This is a genomic window from Streptomyces sp. E-08, from assembly GCF_049913095.1.
Classification (GTDB): Bacteria; Actinomycetota; Actinomycetes; order Streptomycetales; family Streptomycetaceae; genus Streptomyces.
The window spans coordinates 7126356-7141649 of the sequence record NZ_CP183971.1 but is presented as its reverse complement, the minus strand read 5'-3'; the positions used below and the strand labels follow the sequence as shown (position 1 = coordinate 7141649).

The 15294-nt window shown below is 74.0% G+C and carries 13 protein-coding genes; 6 read left to right on the top strand and 7 right to left on the bottom strand.

Translation table 11 applies throughout. The features are described from left to right. Positions 1 to 22 precede the first annotated feature (22 nt). Complete coding sequence (locus ACN9MM_RS32825; protein WP_426367346.1) at positions 23 to 1255, top strand: serine hydrolase domain-containing protein; 1233 nt, start codon at positions 23 to 25, stop codon at positions 1253 to 1255. A gap of 95 nt (positions 1256 to 1350) precedes the next feature. On the opposite strand, the gene ACN9MM_RS32820 is transcribed toward ACN9MM_RS32825, so the two are convergent. Continuing rightward, complete coding sequence (locus ACN9MM_RS32820; RefSeq protein WP_426367345.1) at positions 1351 to 1893, bottom strand: DUF3291 domain-containing protein; 543 nt, start codon at positions 1891 to 1893, stop codon at positions 1351 to 1353. Positions 1894 to 1925: 32 nt separating this feature from the next. Further along, positions 1926 to 2588: a helix-turn-helix transcriptional regulator gene (locus tag ACN9MM_RS32815; RefSeq protein WP_426367344.1), complete on the bottom strand. Its 663-nt coding sequence runs from the start codon at positions 2586 to 2588 to the stop codon at positions 1926 to 1928. Positions 2589 to 2693: 105 nt separating this feature from the next. On the opposite strand from ACN9MM_RS32815, the gene ACN9MM_RS32810 reads away from it, so the two are divergent. The 4 genes from ACN9MM_RS32810 to ACN9MM_RS32795 all read left to right on the top strand — a co-directional run bounded on the left by ACN9MM_RS32810 (position 2694) and on the right by ACN9MM_RS32795 (position 7713). Further along, positions 2694 to 3362: a TetR/AcrR family transcriptional regulator gene (locus tag ACN9MM_RS32810; RefSeq protein ID WP_426367343.1), complete on the top strand. Its 669-nt coding sequence runs from the start codon at positions 2694 to 2696 to the stop codon at positions 3360 to 3362. A 93-nt stretch (positions 3363 to 3455) separates the two neighbouring features. Then, a complete protein-coding gene (locus ACN9MM_RS32805) occupies positions 3456 to 4823 on the top strand; it encodes a GH1 family beta-glucosidase (protein WP_426367342.1) in 1368 nt (455 codons plus the stop codon). A gap of 14 nt (positions 4824 to 4837) precedes the next feature. Further along, the gene (locus ACN9MM_RS32800; RefSeq protein ID WP_426367341.1) at positions 4838 to 6103 is read left to right on the top strand and encodes an MFS transporter; all 1266 of its coding nucleotides are present in this window, start codon (positions 4838 to 4840) and stop codon (positions 6101 to 6103) included. A gap of 197 nt (positions 6104 to 6300) precedes the next feature. Continuing rightward, positions 6301 to 7713 (top strand): purine-cytosine permease family protein, encoded by a 1413-nt coding sequence (locus ACN9MM_RS32795; protein ID WP_426367340.1) that lies wholly within the window; start codon positions 6301 to 6303, stop codon positions 7711 to 7713. A gap of 7 nt (positions 7714 to 7720) precedes the next feature. Here the strand turns inward: ACN9MM_RS32795 and ACN9MM_RS32790 are convergent, their stop codons facing one another. The 3 genes from ACN9MM_RS32790 to ACN9MM_RS32780 are packed head-to-tail and all read right to left on the bottom strand — an operon-like array spanning position 7721 to position 9166. Next, positions 7721 to 8287, bottom strand: coding sequence for a HutD/Ves family protein (locus tag ACN9MM_RS32790; protein ID WP_426367339.1), 567 nt, complete (start codon positions 8285 to 8287; stop codon positions 7721 to 7723). Positions 8288 to 8342: 55 nt separating this feature from the next. Continuing rightward, positions 8343 to 9005, bottom strand: a complete 663-nt coding sequence (locus ACN9MM_RS32785) for an ArsR/SmtB family transcription factor (RefSeq protein ID WP_426367337.1) — start codon at positions 9003 to 9005, stop codon at positions 8343 to 8345. Next, on the bottom strand, positions 9002 to 9166 hold the full coding sequence (locus ACN9MM_RS32780; protein ID WP_426367336.1) for a hypothetical protein: 165 nt from the start codon (positions 9164 to 9166) through the stop codon (positions 9002 to 9004). Before ACN9MM_RS32780 ends, ACN9MM_RS32785 begins: the two co-directional genes overlap by 4 nt. A gap of 66 nt (positions 9167 to 9232) precedes the next feature. On the opposite strand from ACN9MM_RS32780, the gene ACN9MM_RS32775 reads away from it, so the two are divergent. Continuing rightward, positions 9233 to 10693 (top strand): MFS transporter, encoded by a 1461-nt coding sequence (locus ACN9MM_RS32775; protein ID WP_426367335.1) that lies wholly within the window; start codon positions 9233 to 9235, stop codon positions 10691 to 10693. Positions 10694 to 10774: 81 nt separating this feature from the next. Here ACN9MM_RS32775 and ACN9MM_RS32770 read toward each other — a convergent pair whose 3' ends face one another. Both ACN9MM_RS32770 and ACN9MM_RS32765 read right to left on the bottom strand, forming a co-directional pair. Further along, on the bottom strand, positions 10775 to 13309 hold the full coding sequence (locus ACN9MM_RS32770; protein WP_426367334.1) for a discoidin domain-containing protein: 2535 nt from the start codon (positions 13307 to 13309) through the stop codon (positions 10775 to 10777). 232 nt (positions 13310 to 13541) lie between these two features. After that, complete coding sequence (locus tag ACN9MM_RS32765) at positions 13542 to 15218, bottom strand: serine protease (RefSeq protein ID WP_426367333.1); 1677 nt, start codon at positions 15216 to 15218, stop codon at positions 13542 to 13544. Positions 15219 to 15294: the final 76 nt, after the last annotated feature.

The window sequence follows — 15294 nt, the reverse complement described above, 5'->3', positions numbered from 1 at the left end:
GCCACCTGCCGATACTCCGGCCATGACACCACCCCGTACCACGCCCAGGGCGCGTCGTGCCGCGGCCGCCGCCCTCGTCGCGCTCGTCACGCTCGGCGCCCCCGCCGCTTCGGCGGCCGGCCCGGCGGGCGACCCCGGCCACCGCCGGGCCTGCGTCGCCTCCCGCCTGCCCGACGCCGGCCCGGCGCGCGACGTCCTGAGGATCGCCGAGCGGGCCAAGGCCGAGATGGACCTCAAGTCCGTGATCCTGCGGGTCACCGTCGGCGGCCGCGAGGTCGTGACCACCGCGCTCGGCGAGTCGATGACGGGCGTGCCGGCGACGCCCGCCATGCACTTCCGCAACGGCAACATCGCGATCAGCTACATGGGCACGGCCCTGCTGCGCCTGGTCGACCGGGGCGCGGTCCGTCTCGACGACCCCGTCGCCCGCTGGCTGCCCGGTCTGAAGGACGGCGACCGGATCACCCTGCGCATGCTGGCGGCCTCCACCACCGGTCTCGTCGACTACGTGCGGCTGCCCGCGTTCCAGCAGGCCGTGTCCGCGGACCCGTTCCGCCAGTGGACGGCCGAGGAGGTCGTGCGGCTCTCGACGAGCCAGGATCGGTGGTACGAGCCGGGCACCGACTGGAGCTACTCGCACGCCAACTTCGTGCTGCTGGGTGCGGCCCTGGAGAAGATCACCGGCACCCGTCTCGACGTCCTGCTCCAGCGGGAGGTCCTGGGCCCGCTGCGCCTGCGCGAGACCCGGAACGGCTTCACCCCCGACATCCCCGAGCCCGCCCTGCACGCCTTCACCTCCGACCGCGGCACCTACGAGGAGTCCAGCTTCTGGAACCCCTCGTGGACCACGGCCCCGGGCGCGGTGGAGACCACCGACATCTGCGACCTGGCGAGCTCGGCCGCCGGCATCGGCTCGGGCCGGCTGCTGTCCCCGGCGTCCTACCGGGAGTTCCTGAACCCGGGGACGGTCGGCCTGGGCCACGCCACCGACACGTGCCCGGCGACGGTCTGCCTCGCGCAGACCGAGGCCACCCACTACGGCCTGGGCGTGCTCGTCCTGGGCGACTGGGTGTCCCAGCACCCCTTGTTCTTCGGGTACTCGGCGTCCCAGGCGTACCTGCCGTCCGAGCGGCTGTCCATCGCGGTCTCGACCACGAACGGCCCGGACGCCGCGGCCGGCCACTCGGCGCACCTGATCGCCCAGCGCATCGCCGCCGCCCTGGCCCCGGCGCACCCGATCCCCGACTTCGGCTGACCTCCGGCTCCGGGCCGGCGCCGGACTTCGGTCACGCCCGACTCCGGTCACGCCCGACTCCGGTCACGCCGGACTTCGGTCACGCCCGACTCCGGTCACGCCCGACTCCGGTCGGCGCCCGTCGCGGACGGTCCGCCTCGGACCGCCGCCGATTCCCCGCCCCGCGCGTGCTCGGCGGCCTCGGCGGCGGTGTGGGACGAGGCGAACGTGAAGGCGCGCGGGGACGGCCCGTTCGTCCGCAGGTCGGCCAGCCGCTCCACGGCCTCGGCGACGGTGGGGACGTGCCCGGCGGGGACCCACCAGAGCACCAGGTGCGACTCGACGTGCCGGTGGAACCAGTCGCGGCGCCCGCGCATGACCTCCAGGTGCCCGCTGCGGTAGGCGAAGTCCCACAGGGCCTCCTGGTTCTCCCACACCGACAGGTTCACGATCACGTCGTCGCCGAGCGGGCGCAGGCCGGTGGCGTCCGCCTCCCCGTCCTCCACGAGCCGCCACACGAAGCCGGGCGCGGCGTCGGCGGCGGCGTTGACGGGATCGAGCATCTCGACGAACGGCGCCACGCGCGGGTCGTCGAGGGGGAAGCGGAGCCTGGCGACGTTGAGCTGGGCGAGGTGCGGGGCGGGCGTGGATGTGGTCATGCCCTCATCCCAGCACGCCCCGCTTTTCTATGTCAATGAGCGTTGTTTTTAGAATCCTCGACCACCACGCAGCACTCCCCCGGCCGGGCGTCCATCCGGGCGCGGACGGGCCCGTCCGCGCCCAGGAGCCCTTCCAGGAGGGCGAGGTTCATGCCGCAGACGAGCGGCGGGAAGCGTTCCGCGACGGCATGGAAGGGGCAGTTACGCATCCGGACGACGGGCGCCTGCCCGCTGTCCTCCAGGTAGGGCTCGTAGCCGCGGGCGGCCAGCAGCTCCACGACGCCCTCCAGGGAGCCGGGCCCCTCCGGGCCGCGCAGCGCCTCGCCCCGGCGGCGCGCCGCCGCGCACAGCCCGGCGTCGAGCCCGGCCTCCTCGGCCGCCTCGGCGAGCAGCTCGGCCGCGGTGCGGTAGTCGCGGCCGGGCAGCGACACCGAGCGCTCGGCGGGCGCCCGCGTGTACACCTTGGCGGGCCGCCCCGCGCCCGGCCCCGTGCGCCCCGTGAGGCGACGACTGCCGCTCTCCAGGAGCCCGGCCTCGGTCAGCCTGTCCAGGTGGTGCGCGGCGAGCGTCCGCGCCACTCCGGCCCCTTCGGCGGCCTCGTTGCGCCCGACCTCGCGGCCCTGCGCCACCACGTACTCGTACAGACGGCGCCGTACAGGATCCTGCAGCACCGCGATCGCATCGATGTCCTCCATCGGCCCATTCTAGGAACAACGCGGATTGGCGATAGAAACGGGCGTGCCGGTCCGCGCGCGGCCGGGTGCTACCTTCGGCCCCCGTCGGACGACCGGGAGCACGTGGTGACAGAGGCGACAGAAGCGGCACGGCCCGAGCCGGACGCGCGGCCGCGCGTGCGGAGGAAGCCGCAGCAGGCGCGCAGCAGGGCCCGGGTCGAGGCCATCCTGGGCGCGGCCGACCGGCTCCTCTCCCAGGAGGGGTACGAGGCGCTGACGATGCGCCGGATCGCCGAGGACGCGGGCGTGCCGGTCGGCAGCATCTACCAGTTCTACCCGGACAAGGGCGCCGTCGTGGACGCGCTCGGCCGGCGGTACCTGGAGACCTTCGGAACCGCCATCGACGAGCTGGTCGAGCGGGCCGTCGAGGGGGAACTGACCGACCTGGTCGGCACGATGGTCGACGTCTACAGCGAGGTGTTCCGGTCCCAGCCGGGCGGCATGGCGCTGTGGGCCGGGCGGCACCTCAGCCCCGAGCTCGCCCGGGCCGACGAGGCGAGCAACGCGCTCATCGCCGAGGGCCTGCTGCGCATCGTGGAGCACCTGACCGGCGGGCAGGGCGGCGAGCGGGCGCGGCGGGCGACGCGGATGGTGGTGTGGGCGGCCAACGCCGTGCTGCACGAGGTGTTCAAGGGGGGCGGCGAGCCGGACCTGGAGACCGTCGAAGAGCTCAAGCGGATGCTGGACCGCTACTGGGAGGACCTGCGCGAGCGACTGGCCGCCGGGGAGGGGTGAATCCGGCCGGTCCCGGCCATAGAACATGAACGAGTGTTCATGTTACGTTGCGGCCCACCTCGGACGGCGAGCCAGCAGCGAAGGCAGGTATCCGTGACCTCCAGCCCCACCGATCCCACCCGACTCCCCCGCCTCCCGGCCGGCTTCGTCTGGGGCGCCTCGACCGCCGCGTACCAGATCGAGGGCGCGGCCGAGGAGGACGGCAAGGGACCCTCGATCTGGGACACCTTCGTACGGCGCCCCGGAGCCGTCCGCGACGGCCACACCGGCGAGGTCGCCTGCGACCACTACCACCGGTTCGACGAGGACGTCGCGCTGATGCGCGGGCTCGGGCTCGACGCGTACCGCTTCTCGGTCTCCTGGCCGCGCGTCCTGCCCGGCGGCGCGGGCAAGGTCGAGCCGCGCGGCCTCGACTTCTACGACCGGCTGGTCGACGCGCTGCTCGACGCGGGGATCGAGCCCACGCCCACGCTCTTCCACTGGGACCTGCCGCAGGCCCTGGAGGACGAGGGCGGCTGGCTGAACCGCGAGACGGCGTACCGGTTCGCCGAGTTCGCGGCGGTGACGGCGGAGCGGCTCGGCGACCGGGTCAAGCGGTGGATCACCCTGAACGAGCCGTTCGTCCACATGGCCTTCGGCTACGCCTTCGGGGTCCACGCCCCGGGCCGCGCCCTGATGCTGGACGCGCTGCCCGTCGCGCACCACCAACTGCTCGGCCACGGCCTCGCGACCGCCGCGCTCCGGACGGCCGTCCCGGACGCCCAGGTGCTCATCGCCAACAACTGCACGCCCGTGCGACTGCGCGCGGACGCCCGCTCGGACGGGGACGCGGCGGCGGCCTCGGCGTACGACGCCCTGCACAACGGCCTCTTCAACGACCCGGTGCTCAGGGGTCGTTACCCCGACCTCTCCGCGTACGGGATGACCGACCCGAGCTGGGGAGGAGTGGTGCGCGACGGGGACCTGGAGATCATCTCCGCGCCGCTGGACGGCATCGGCATCAACTACTACAACCCGACCTGGGTGACCGCCCCGGCCGATCCCGCCGCCGGGCTGCCGTTCGACCTGACCGAACCTCAGGAGACGTACCGGCGCACCGCGTTCGACTGGCCGGTCGTCCCCGAAGGGCTCACGGAGCTGCTCACCGGCCTCAAGGACCGCTACGGCGACGCCCTGCCGCCGGTGTGGATCACCGAGAACGGCTGCTCGCACCCGGCCGGGACCGACGACCCGGAGCGCGTCGACTACCTCGCCGGCCACATCACCGCGGTCGCGGACGCCGTGGCCCTGGGGGTGGACGTGCGCGGCTACTTCACCTGGTCCCTGCTCGACAACTTCGAGTGGGCCGAGGGCTATCACCAGCGTTTCGGCCTGGTCGAGGTCGACTTCGCCACCGGAGAGCGCACCCCCCGGGCGAGCTTCGCGTGGTACCGCGACCTGATCGCCTCCCAGCGGCCCTGAGCGACGGAGTCATCATGGCCCACGCTGCGGAAGAGGCCGCCGAGGACGTCGCCGCCGTCCTCGCCGAGCCCACCGTCCCGGTCGAGGCCGGGTGGACGGCGAGCCTCTCGCTGGCCACCCTCGCCGTCTTCATGGCGTTCATGACGCCCATTCAGATCCTGTTGCCGCTCCAGCTGGAGCACATCGACCCGGACGACAAGAACACCGCGCTGTCGCTCGTCACCGGTCTCGGCGCACTCGTCGCGGTCCTCGCGAACCCGCTCGCCGGCGCGTGGTCGGACCGCACCACGAGCCGGTTCGGGCGGCGCAGGCCCTGGATCGTCGGCGGCGCCCTCACCGGGGCGGCGGGCCTCGTGGTCACCGCCTCGCAGCACACCGTGGCGGGGGTCGCCGTCGGCTGGTGTCTCGCGCAACTGGGCCTCAACGCGATGCTGGCCGGCGTCACCACCCCGATCGCCGACCGCGTGCCGCTCGCCCAGCGCGCGGTGGTCTCCGGCTGGACGGGGCTCATGCAGTCCGTGGGCCTGGTCCTGGGCGCGCTGATCACGACCCTCCTGGTCACCGGCGTGGGGGCCGGCTACGTCACGCTCGCCGTGCTCACCGTCGCCCTCGCCCTCCCCTTCGCCCTGCGCCAGACCGAGCCGGCCCTGCCCCGGGCGCTGCGGCCCGCCTTCGACGCGCGCACCTTCGCCCGCTCCTTCTGGGTGAGTCCCCGGCGGCACCCCGACTTCGGCTGGGCGTGGCTCACCCGGTTCCTGATCAACCTGGGCAACGCCCTCGGCACCCTCTACCTGTTCTACTTCCTCGCCGACGCGGTCCACCACGACGACCCCGGCACCGGCGTACTGATCCTGACGGTGGTCTACACCCTCTGCGCGGCCCTCACGGCCGTCCCCGTGGGGGTGCTGTCCGACCGCGCCGGACGCCGCAAGGGGTTCGTCGTCCTCTGCTCGCTCGTCATGGCAGCCGCCGCGCTGCTGCTCGCCCTGATCCACACCTGGCCGTCCGCTCTCGTCGCCGCGGCGGTCCTCGGCGGGGGGTACGGGATCTACCTCGCCGTCGACCAGGCCCTGGTCACCCAGGTCCTGCCGGCGGCGGCCGACCGCGCCAAGGACCTCGGCGTCATCAACATCGCGAACTCCGGACCCCAGGTCCTGGCCCCCGCCCTCGCCTCGCCGGTCATCGCGCACCTCGGCGGCTACACCGGCCTGTACTCCGCCGCGGCCCTGGTCATCCTCGTCGGCGGCCTCCTCGTCCACCGCATCAGGGGGGTGGCCTGACACGGAGACCCGGCACCGGAAGCCGTCCCACTGACTGAAATTGTTCATTCAGAGTCTTGATCCCTGTTGGCCTCCATGCGAGATTCGGCGCACCGCAGTGCGGGTCGACGGCTGCGGTCCGTCCGGGCACACAGGAATCGCAGCGGGGAGAGGTCTCCACCATGCCGGTCCAACACACTTCCGGGGAGCGACTCGCGATGGAGCGCCGCACCATCGAGGTCATTCCCGACACCGAGCGGCACGGCACGCCGCGCAGCCAGTTCACGCTGTGGTTCGGCGCCAACATGCAGATCACCGCGATCGTCGACGGCGCGCTCTCCGTCGTCTTCGGCGCCGACGCGCTGTGGGCGATACCGGCCCTGCTCCTCGGCAACGTGCTCGGCGGCATCGTGATGGCGCTGCACTCCGCCCAGGGCCCGCGGCTCGGCGTACCGCAGATGATCTCCAGCCGCGCGCAGTTCGGCGTCCACGGCGCCGTCCTGCCGCTGCTGCTCGTGATCCTCATGTACCTCGGCTTCGCCGCGACCGGCAGCGTGCTGGCCGGCCAGGCGCTGTCCGCGATGCTGCACGTCGACGACACACGGGTCGGCATCCTCGTCTTCGGGGTGCTGACCGCCGTGGTCGCCGTCACCGGCTACCGGCTCATCCACGCCGCCGGCCGCGTCGCCACCGTCGCCGGCGTGCTGGGCCTCGGCTATCTGCTGGTGCGGCTGTTCACCCAGTACGACGTCGGGGCGCACGTGGGGACCAAGAGCTTCGAGGCGGCGACGTTCCTGCTCGCCGTCGGGCTCGGCGCCGGATGGCAGCTGACCTTCGGCCCGTACGTCGCCGACTACTCGCGCTACCTGCCGCGCGACACCAGCACCCGCGCGACGTTCTGGTCCACGTTCGCCGGCTCCGTCATCGGCTCGCAGTGGGCCATGACGCTCGGGGCGCTCACCGCGGCCGTCGCGGGCAAGGCCTTCCTCACCGACCAGGTCGGCTTCCTCGGCGAACTGGCCGGCCCCGCGGCCCTCGCGTTCCTCATCTACCTGGTGATCGTCGTCGGCAAGCTGACGGTCAACTGCCTGAACGCGTACGGCGGTTTCATGTCGATCCTGACCACCGTCACCGCCTTCGACGGCCGCTCGCGGATCTCGGCGACCGCCCGCGCCGTCTCCATCGTCGGCTTCACCGCCGTGTCGATCGGCATCGCGCTCGCCGCCAGCGCCGACTTCCTGAACAACTTCAAGAACTTCGTGCTCCTGATCCTGATGGTGTTCACCCCGTGGAGCGCGATCAACCTGGTCGACTACTACCTGGTCTCCCGCGAACGCGTCGACATCCCCGCCCTGTACGACCCGCGCGGCCGCTACGGCCGCTGGAACGTCACGGCGCTGACCTGCTACGTCGTGGGCGTCGCCGTGCAGATCCCGTTCCTGGCCACCAAGCTCTACACCGGCGCGATCACCGAGAGGCTCGGCGGCGCCGACATCTCGTGGATCGTGGGCCTGGCCGTCACCGCCGCCCTGTACTGGCTGTGGGTGCGCCGCACCGCCGACCCGCCCGCCGAGACCGTGCACCCGGCGGACACCGACGGCGGCGACCGGACCGCGGCGACCGTCGCCTGACCCGTCCTCACCCCACGGGTGCGACATCCGCCCAGAGGGCGGCGGCGCCGGGCGCGAGCGGCTCGACCGCTCCGCCCGGCGCCGCGTCGTCCGCGTCCCACCACACGCCCTGCCCGGCCTCCAGGGCGACCCGCCCGTCCACGGCCCGCCACCGGCCGCGCAGCACGTAGAGCACCCCGGCGTGCCCGCCGGGCGGCACGACGGGCCCGGTGACCCGCTCCACCCGGGCCTCCGCGCGGCCACGCCGCACCATGAGGTTGAGCACCCGGCAGGGCCCGCCGCGCAGCTCGGCGGCCGGCTCCAGGTCGCCGGGGAACGCGAGGGGCTCCTCCGCGCGCGTCGTCCGGTCGAACCCCCCGGGAGCGGTCAGCCGGACGCCGTCGCCGGCGAGGAGGGTGAGCGTCCGGTCGACCCCGGGGAACGCCGAGAACGGCCCGTCGCCGTCGATGTCGGCGACACTCGCCCGCCAGCGGAACTCCTCGGCACCCATCGGCCACGAGACGATCTCCCGGGTGGCTCCGCCGCCGTTCCGCCACCGGCCCGCGGTCAGGGTCTCGACATCGAAGCGGTGCATACGGACTCCCGAGCTGTGTGCGGTACGGGTGCCGATCACACCCGTCTCCGCCAATCTACGACCCCTCAGGGACGGTGGGCGCGTCGGTCCCTCCGGGTCGGTCCGCAGGACGCAGGCCGAACGTGGCGGCCAGGCCTTCGGAGCCGTCCTCCGTCACGTGGACGACCCGGGGGGTCGAGCCGTGGCGCAGCCAGCGCAGGGCGAAGAGCCGTGCGGTGAGCGCCGCGCCCACCGCGCCCGCCAGGTGGTGCCGCTGTTCACTCCAGTCCACGCAGTACCGGATCGGCGGCCGGCGGGCCGGCAGCCGGTCGAGGTCGACGCCGAACCCGGCCAGCGTCTCGCGGCCGGTGTCGGTGAGGCGGTAGTCGACGTCGTGTCCGTACCCGGACGCGCCGTCGCGCACCGGCCGCCCGGGCCGGCCGGTGCCGTCGTGTCCGGCGAGCAGGCCGCCCCGGAGCAGGGCCTCCAGCAGGTCCACACCGAGCCGGCCGGCGAGATGGTCGTAGCAGGTACGGGAACGGCGCAGCGCGCCGGCGGTGCTGCTCGCGCGCAGCGAGGTGACCGGCAGGGGCGGCGCGATGACGGCCAGCGCCTCCAGGGCGAGGCTGACGTCGGGGCCGGCCAGGCGGTAGTAGCGGCACCGGCCGACGCTCTCCATCCCTACGAGCCCCGCCTCGACGAGCTTGCCCAGATGGGCGCTCGCCGTGGCGGCGCTCACCCCGCCTCGGCGGCGAGCACACCGGCGGCGAGTGCGCGGCCGTCGCCGAGCGCCTTCAGCATCCGGGCGCGGGACGGATCGGCGATCAGCTGTGCGGCCCGGGCGATGTCGGGCTGATGGTGCACCTGGTCCCGGCCCCGGCCGGTCGTCGTCCTTGCCATGCGACTGAGCGTACTGCGGGGACACTTCGACGGGTGACGAAGCGTCGCGCGCCGAGACTGGATCCCATGACGTCCACGCACCGCTCGTCCTCCCCCGCCCGCACACCCGCCGGATCCGCCGCCCCGGCACCGGGCTCCCCGCCCCTGTCGCTCCCGCCGCTGATCGCGCTGAGCCTCGGGTACTTCCTGGTGATGCTGGACGTCACGGTCGTGAACGTGGCGGTGCCCGCCGTCCAGGGAGCGCTGGACGCCGGCGCGTCGGACCTCCAGTGGATCGTCGACGGGTACAGCGCGTCCTTCGCCGGGTTCCTGCTGCTCGGCGGCGGGCTCGGCGACCGCTACGGGCACCGGACGCTGTTCCTGTCGGGCCTCGGGGTCTTCGCGGCCGCTTCGGCGGGCTGCGGGCTCGCACCCTCGGCGGGGGCGCTGATCGCCGCCCGGCTGGCCCAGGGCGCCGGGGCCGCGCTGCTGGTCCCGGCGTCGTTCGCCCTGGTGCGGGCGGCCTACCCCGACCGGGCCCAGCGTGCGCGGGCGGTGGGGCTTTGGGGCCTCGTCTCGGCGGTCGCGTTCGGCGCCGGTCCCGTGGTCGGTGGCCTCCTCGTCTCCGGGTTCGGCTGGCGCGCGGTGTTCTGGGTGAACCTGCCGGTGGCCGCGGCGGCCGTGCTGCTGACGTTGCGTCACGTACCGGCGCCCGGCCGGAGGGAACGGCCGGGCCGGATGGATCCGGCCGGCCTGCTGCTCGGCGTGCTCGGGCTGCTGGGCGTGGCCGGCGCGCTGAACGAGGCGGGTTCCGCAGGCTGGTCCTCGCCGGTGGTGCCGGCCCTGTTCGGGGGCGGCTTCGGGTGCCTGGCCGCCTTCGCCGTCGTCGAACTGCGCCTGGAGAAGGGCTCGGCCGTACGACCGGGGGGCAGGGAGCCGCTGCTGCCCCTGTCGCTCTTCCGCGAGGTGCGGCTCACGGCGACGACCCTCGTCGGCCTGCTGCTCAGCTTCGGCTACTACGGGCTGCTGTTCGTCGTCACGCTGTACTTCCAGCGGGAGCGGGGCCTCGGCGCGCTGGGCACCGGGTTCGCCCTGCTGCCGTCGGTCTGCATGGGCTTCCTCGCGGCGCCGCTGTCGAGCCGGCTGACCGCGCGCGGCGGTCCGTACACACCGATGGCGGGGGCGCTGCTGCTCGGGAGCGCCGGGTTCCTGGGCTGGCTGGCCGCCGGTCCCGACACCCCGTATCCGGTGCTGCTCTTCGCGCTCATGGCGACGGGTCTCGCGACACCGGTCACCGTGGTCGCCGCCACCGTGGCCGTCATGGAGGCGAGCCCCGCGGACAGGGCGGGCACGGCGTCGGCGGTGTTCCAGGTGTCCCGCCAGGTGGGCAGCGCACTGGGGGTGGCCCTCTTCGGCACGCTCCTGGGCCCGGCGGGCGGCACGGTCGACGGACTGCACGCGTCGGCGGCCGTCGCCGCGACGGCGTTCCTGCTGGCGTCGGCGCTGGCGGCCCTCGCCGGGCGCCACGGCGGTCGGCTGCGGAGGTGAGGAGCGGCGCCCGACCGCGGCAGGTGTGCCGGGGTCGGGCGCCGCTGTCGTACCGCGTGGCCGTACCGCGCTGTCGAACCGTCAGGTGACGGTGATGAACCGGGCGGTGCTCGGCACCCCTTGGGCGTCCAGGGCGAAGAGCATGTAGGTGCCGGGCAGGACCACGCCCTTGTCGGCCGGGATGGACACCGTGTACGAGCCGGGCGACACGGCCGTGGACGCCAGCGGGACCCGCCGCTGGTCGTTGTCCGTGGAGTGGGTCGCGGCAGCGGCCCGCATCAGGACGAAGGAGGCCACCGGCCCCCCGGTGCCGACGGTCAGCGAGGTGCCGGCGGCGGCCCGGGGCGGTACGCCGCCGGTGATGACGGGACGCGGCTTGGGCGAGCCGTCCGCGTTGAGCAGGTACGGCGGCGTGAACACGGCCCCGTCGGCGTGGTTGGTGGCGCAGTCGCCGCACAGGCCGCCGCCGCCGGAGAAGATCCGCCCGTCGGGCAGCAGGTTCGCCACGCTGTGGTAGTTGCGCGGGATGCCCATGGTGGCGAGGGGGGTGAAGCGTCCGGTCGCCGGGTCCCACAGCTCGGGGGTCAGCACGGACGTGGCGTCGCTGAACGGCAGGGGGTACGACTGCCCGCCGAAGACGGCGACCTTGCCGTCGGGCAGGACGACACTGTTGGCGAAGGCGCGGGCGTGGGCCATGTCGCCCGTGCGCACCGCCCTGGCCTGATCGCCGTCGACGCTCACGGTGTACGCGCGCGGGGTGGCGGGCGTCTTCTCGTACGCGGGCGAGCCGCCGAGGGTGAGCAGCTTGCCGATGTCGTACGGGACGGCGTTGCCGGTCATGGCGTCCTGGCTGTCGGCCCGGTTGCCCGCGGAGGTGATGCTGCCGTTCCCGGTGGTCGTGATCCAGTTCATCCGCTTGCTCGGGCCGAGCTGGAGGACCTTGCCGCCCGAGGTCGCGTACAGCCACATGTGGTTGTCGGCGCGGTAGGCGCCGCGGGGGTCGGCCGTCATCGCCGGGGCTGCGGGGACGCCGGGGAGCTTGCGCCAGGTGCGGGTGTCCGGGGACCAGACCTCGCCGGCCCTGTCGCCCGTGGCCCCGCTCCAGGATCCGCCGAGGACGAAGGCCTCTCCGGTGGAGAGCAGGGTCATGGCCTGGTAGCCGCGGGCGATGTTCATGCTGGTGGTCGCGGACCAGGCATCGGTGGCCGGGTCGTAGATGCTCGCCTTGTCGGCGTTGCTGCCGCCGGTGACCAGGACCCGGCCGTCGGCGAGCATCGCTATGCCCGGGCAGAACATGTCGTGGCCGGTGTTGTCGATGCGGCGCTGGGTGACCCTGCCCGTCCTGAGGTCCATGATCGCGGTCTGGGTGTAGCCGTTGCTGCCGCCGAAGCGGTCGATCGCGTACGCCGACCAGGCCAGGAGCTTGTCGCCCGGCAGGACGGCGGTGGCCACCGGCACCAGGGGGAAGCCGGTGACACGGCTCCAGGTGCCGTGGACGGCAGGGTTGGCCGGTCCGCTCAGGCGTATCTCGGCGGCGGAGGTCCAGGGCCCCCGGTTGCCGGCCTCGCGGGACACGGTCAGGCGTATGAACCGGGCGTTGACCTTGCGGGTGAAGGTGGCGGTCTTGACGGTGTCGTCGTCACGCCAGGTGCCCGAGGCGACCGGGGTGCCGAAAGCGGTGCCGTCGGTGCTGGTGGTGACGGTGTACGTGCCCGCGCGCCCGTTGGCTCCGTCCCTGCGGGGCTGGTAGACGAGCGCGGAGACGGCCGCCGTGCGGTGCATGTCGACGGTGAGGGTGTGCGGCAGCGGGGCCGGGGTCCCGGACCACCTGCTGTGCCAGTAGGTGCCGGCGTCGCCGTCGAGGACGTTGGCCGCGCGGCCGTTCTCCTTGAGGGTCTCCTCGTCGCTCGCCGTGGCCGTCCATCCGGTCCTGGGCAGGTCGACGGTGGCCGCCGGGGTTCCGGGGTCACCGAGGAGGTTGAGCTCCGCGGCGGAGGTCCACGGACCGCGGTTGCCGGCCTCGGTGACGGCGGTGAGCCGGACGAACCGCGCGCCCTGCGGGGCGAATCCGAGGGTCTTGGCGACGGCGTCGTCCGCGAGCGTCCCGGTGGCGACGGGGCTGCCCCAGTTCAGGCCGTCGGTGCTCAGGCTGATGCTGTACTCACCGACGCGCCCGTTGGTGCCGACGACGCGGGGCTGGTAGACGAGCGCCGAGACCACCGCCGTGCGGTGCATGTCGACGGTGAGCGTGTGCGGCAGCGGGGCCGGGGTGCCCGTCCACTTGCTGTGCCAGATGGTGGCCGTGTCGCCGTCGAGGACGTTGGCCGCGCGGCCGTTCTCGCCGGAGGACTCCTCGTCGCTCGCCGTGACGGTCCACCCGGTCCGGGCGAGGACGGGAGCCGTCGGCTCCAGGGCGTTCGCAGGGACCACACCGTGGTGCGGCGCCGGCTTCGCCGCCGGCGGGGCGGGGGCCGTCGGCACCGGCCGGGGTATCGGACCGCTCCTCACCCCCGTACTCGCCACTCCGAGCCATGGGGTGAGGCCCACGATCAGCGAGCCGAGACCGAGCGCGACGAGCAGAGGAGAGCGACGGACGCGTATGCCGCGGGGCTGCAATCGGACCTCCTGGCGGACCATGAAACGGTACGGGCCCCTAGAACATAGGTCAGAACGGAGCAACTCGACTACTGAACAGTTCAGTTGGCGCGAACACGTGCCGGCAGCACGCGATGCCTCGGCGCCACGAGGTCGACGAGGCCCCCGGAAACGGCCCAAGGGCCGCTTCGAACCACTCCGAAACGACCCTTCGGCCTGCTCGCGATCCGCCCGGCGCCCGGGGAAGCCGGCGTCAGCGCGCCCCGGTGGCGGCCCGCGTGACGTACGCGTCGATGTGGGTCTGGGTGAGGGTGTTGCCCTGCGCGTCCGTCAGCTCCGCGCGCAGCGACACCGCCTTGCCGGGCCCCGGCGTCGTCACCGTGATCCGCCCGCCGGTCACCGCCGTCTTCGTCCAGGTGGCGCCCCGGTCCGTCGACACGGACACGGTCAGCGACCGCACCCCCGACGTCCGGGCCGCGCCCTCCACCGTGACAGCCACCGGGCCCGTGGTGTGGGCCGGGGCGATGCCGTCGAGCGCGAGGTCGGGGCCGAAGCGCACGGCGCTCAGCGGGAGGTCGGTGGCGGTGGCCGTCGCGGCGGAGGTGAACGTCCACGCCGCCGTGACGCTCCCGCGCGGCCGCGTCGCGCTCGCCGTCAGCCGGTAGGCGGCCCGCCCCGCCGGCACCGTGAACGAGGCGTGCCCCGGCTTCTCGCCGCGGCGGGTCGCGAGCAGCGTTCCGTTGCGGTGCAGCGTGACGGTCGACGCGGTGAACAGGGGCGAGCTCGGCGTGTGACCGTCGCCGTCGGCGAGCAGCGGCACCGTCAGGTCCAGGGTGTCGCCGGTGCGCTGCGCGACGGGCCGGGCGCCGGGCGAGTTGTCCAGGGCCGGGCCGAAGACGGGGACGTCGAAGGTGTGCACCGTGGTGGAGCCGGGCGTGAACGGGCGCCCGAGGACGAAGTAGTTGTTGGCGGGCCCCTCCTCCTCGGTGTGCGCGCCGTACACGAGGTCCCAGGTGCCGCGCTCGGGCGTGAGGAGGAACGTCCCGGTGCCCCCCGTCGGCACCGCCAGCCCCAATGCCGGGGAGGCGCCCACCGAGGGCGAGAACTCGACGAGGGCCGTTCCGGTGCCGGACGCGGGCACCCCGGCGCGCACCACCAGGGTGGCCAGGTCGGCGAGGGCGGGGTGCCGGACCAGGCCGGTCAGGGCCCGCTCGCCCCGGAAGGCGTAGCCGAGGGCGCAGACGCCGGCCGGCCGGCGCCAGTACGTGTCGACCCAGGTCCGCACGGAGCCCTGCTCGGCGGCCGGCCCCAGGTGCGCCGTCCGCAGGTCGAGCGACATCGACAGCAGGTTCGCGACCGCGGTGAACCCCTCGTACGTCACCTCGGCGAACGCCCCGGTCTGCTCGTACCTGGCGTCGTCGACCGGCGGCCGGATGTCCACCGGGCGCGCGACCCGGGCGTCGAGGACGAGGGTCGTGTCGCGGTCGATGTCCAGCCGGGGCCGGACGAGCCAGTCGTTCCCCCAGTTCCCCTCCCCCACCGGCCTCGTGGCGATGGTGGCGTCGAGCATGTACCGCCCGGCGGGCACCTGGAGGGTGACGGTACCGGGCGATCCCTTCACCTCCCGGCCGCTGCCGGCGTCGGGTCCGGACAGCGCGGTCAGCAGGGTGCGGTAGTCGGTGGTCGGCACGCCGTCGCGGCCCAGGTGGACGAGGGTGAGCGCGAACGTGCCGGAGGCGCCGGGTGTCCGGCGCCCTGCGGGAGCGGCGTGTGCCGTGACGGCCGGAAGGCAGACCGCGGCGGTACCCGCGGCCGTCGCGACACCGAGCCCACGCAGCACGGAACGGCGCGTCGCCGTCCGGGCGGGGACGGGCGGAACGGACAGGACGGGCGGGACGGACGAGGGAGAGGACTTCGAGGAGAGGTTCATGATCAGCACTGGACCGGCCCGCGCCCGAGTTCCCGTGAACCACGTCACACCCCGCCCGCGGCGCCGTCGCCCGTAC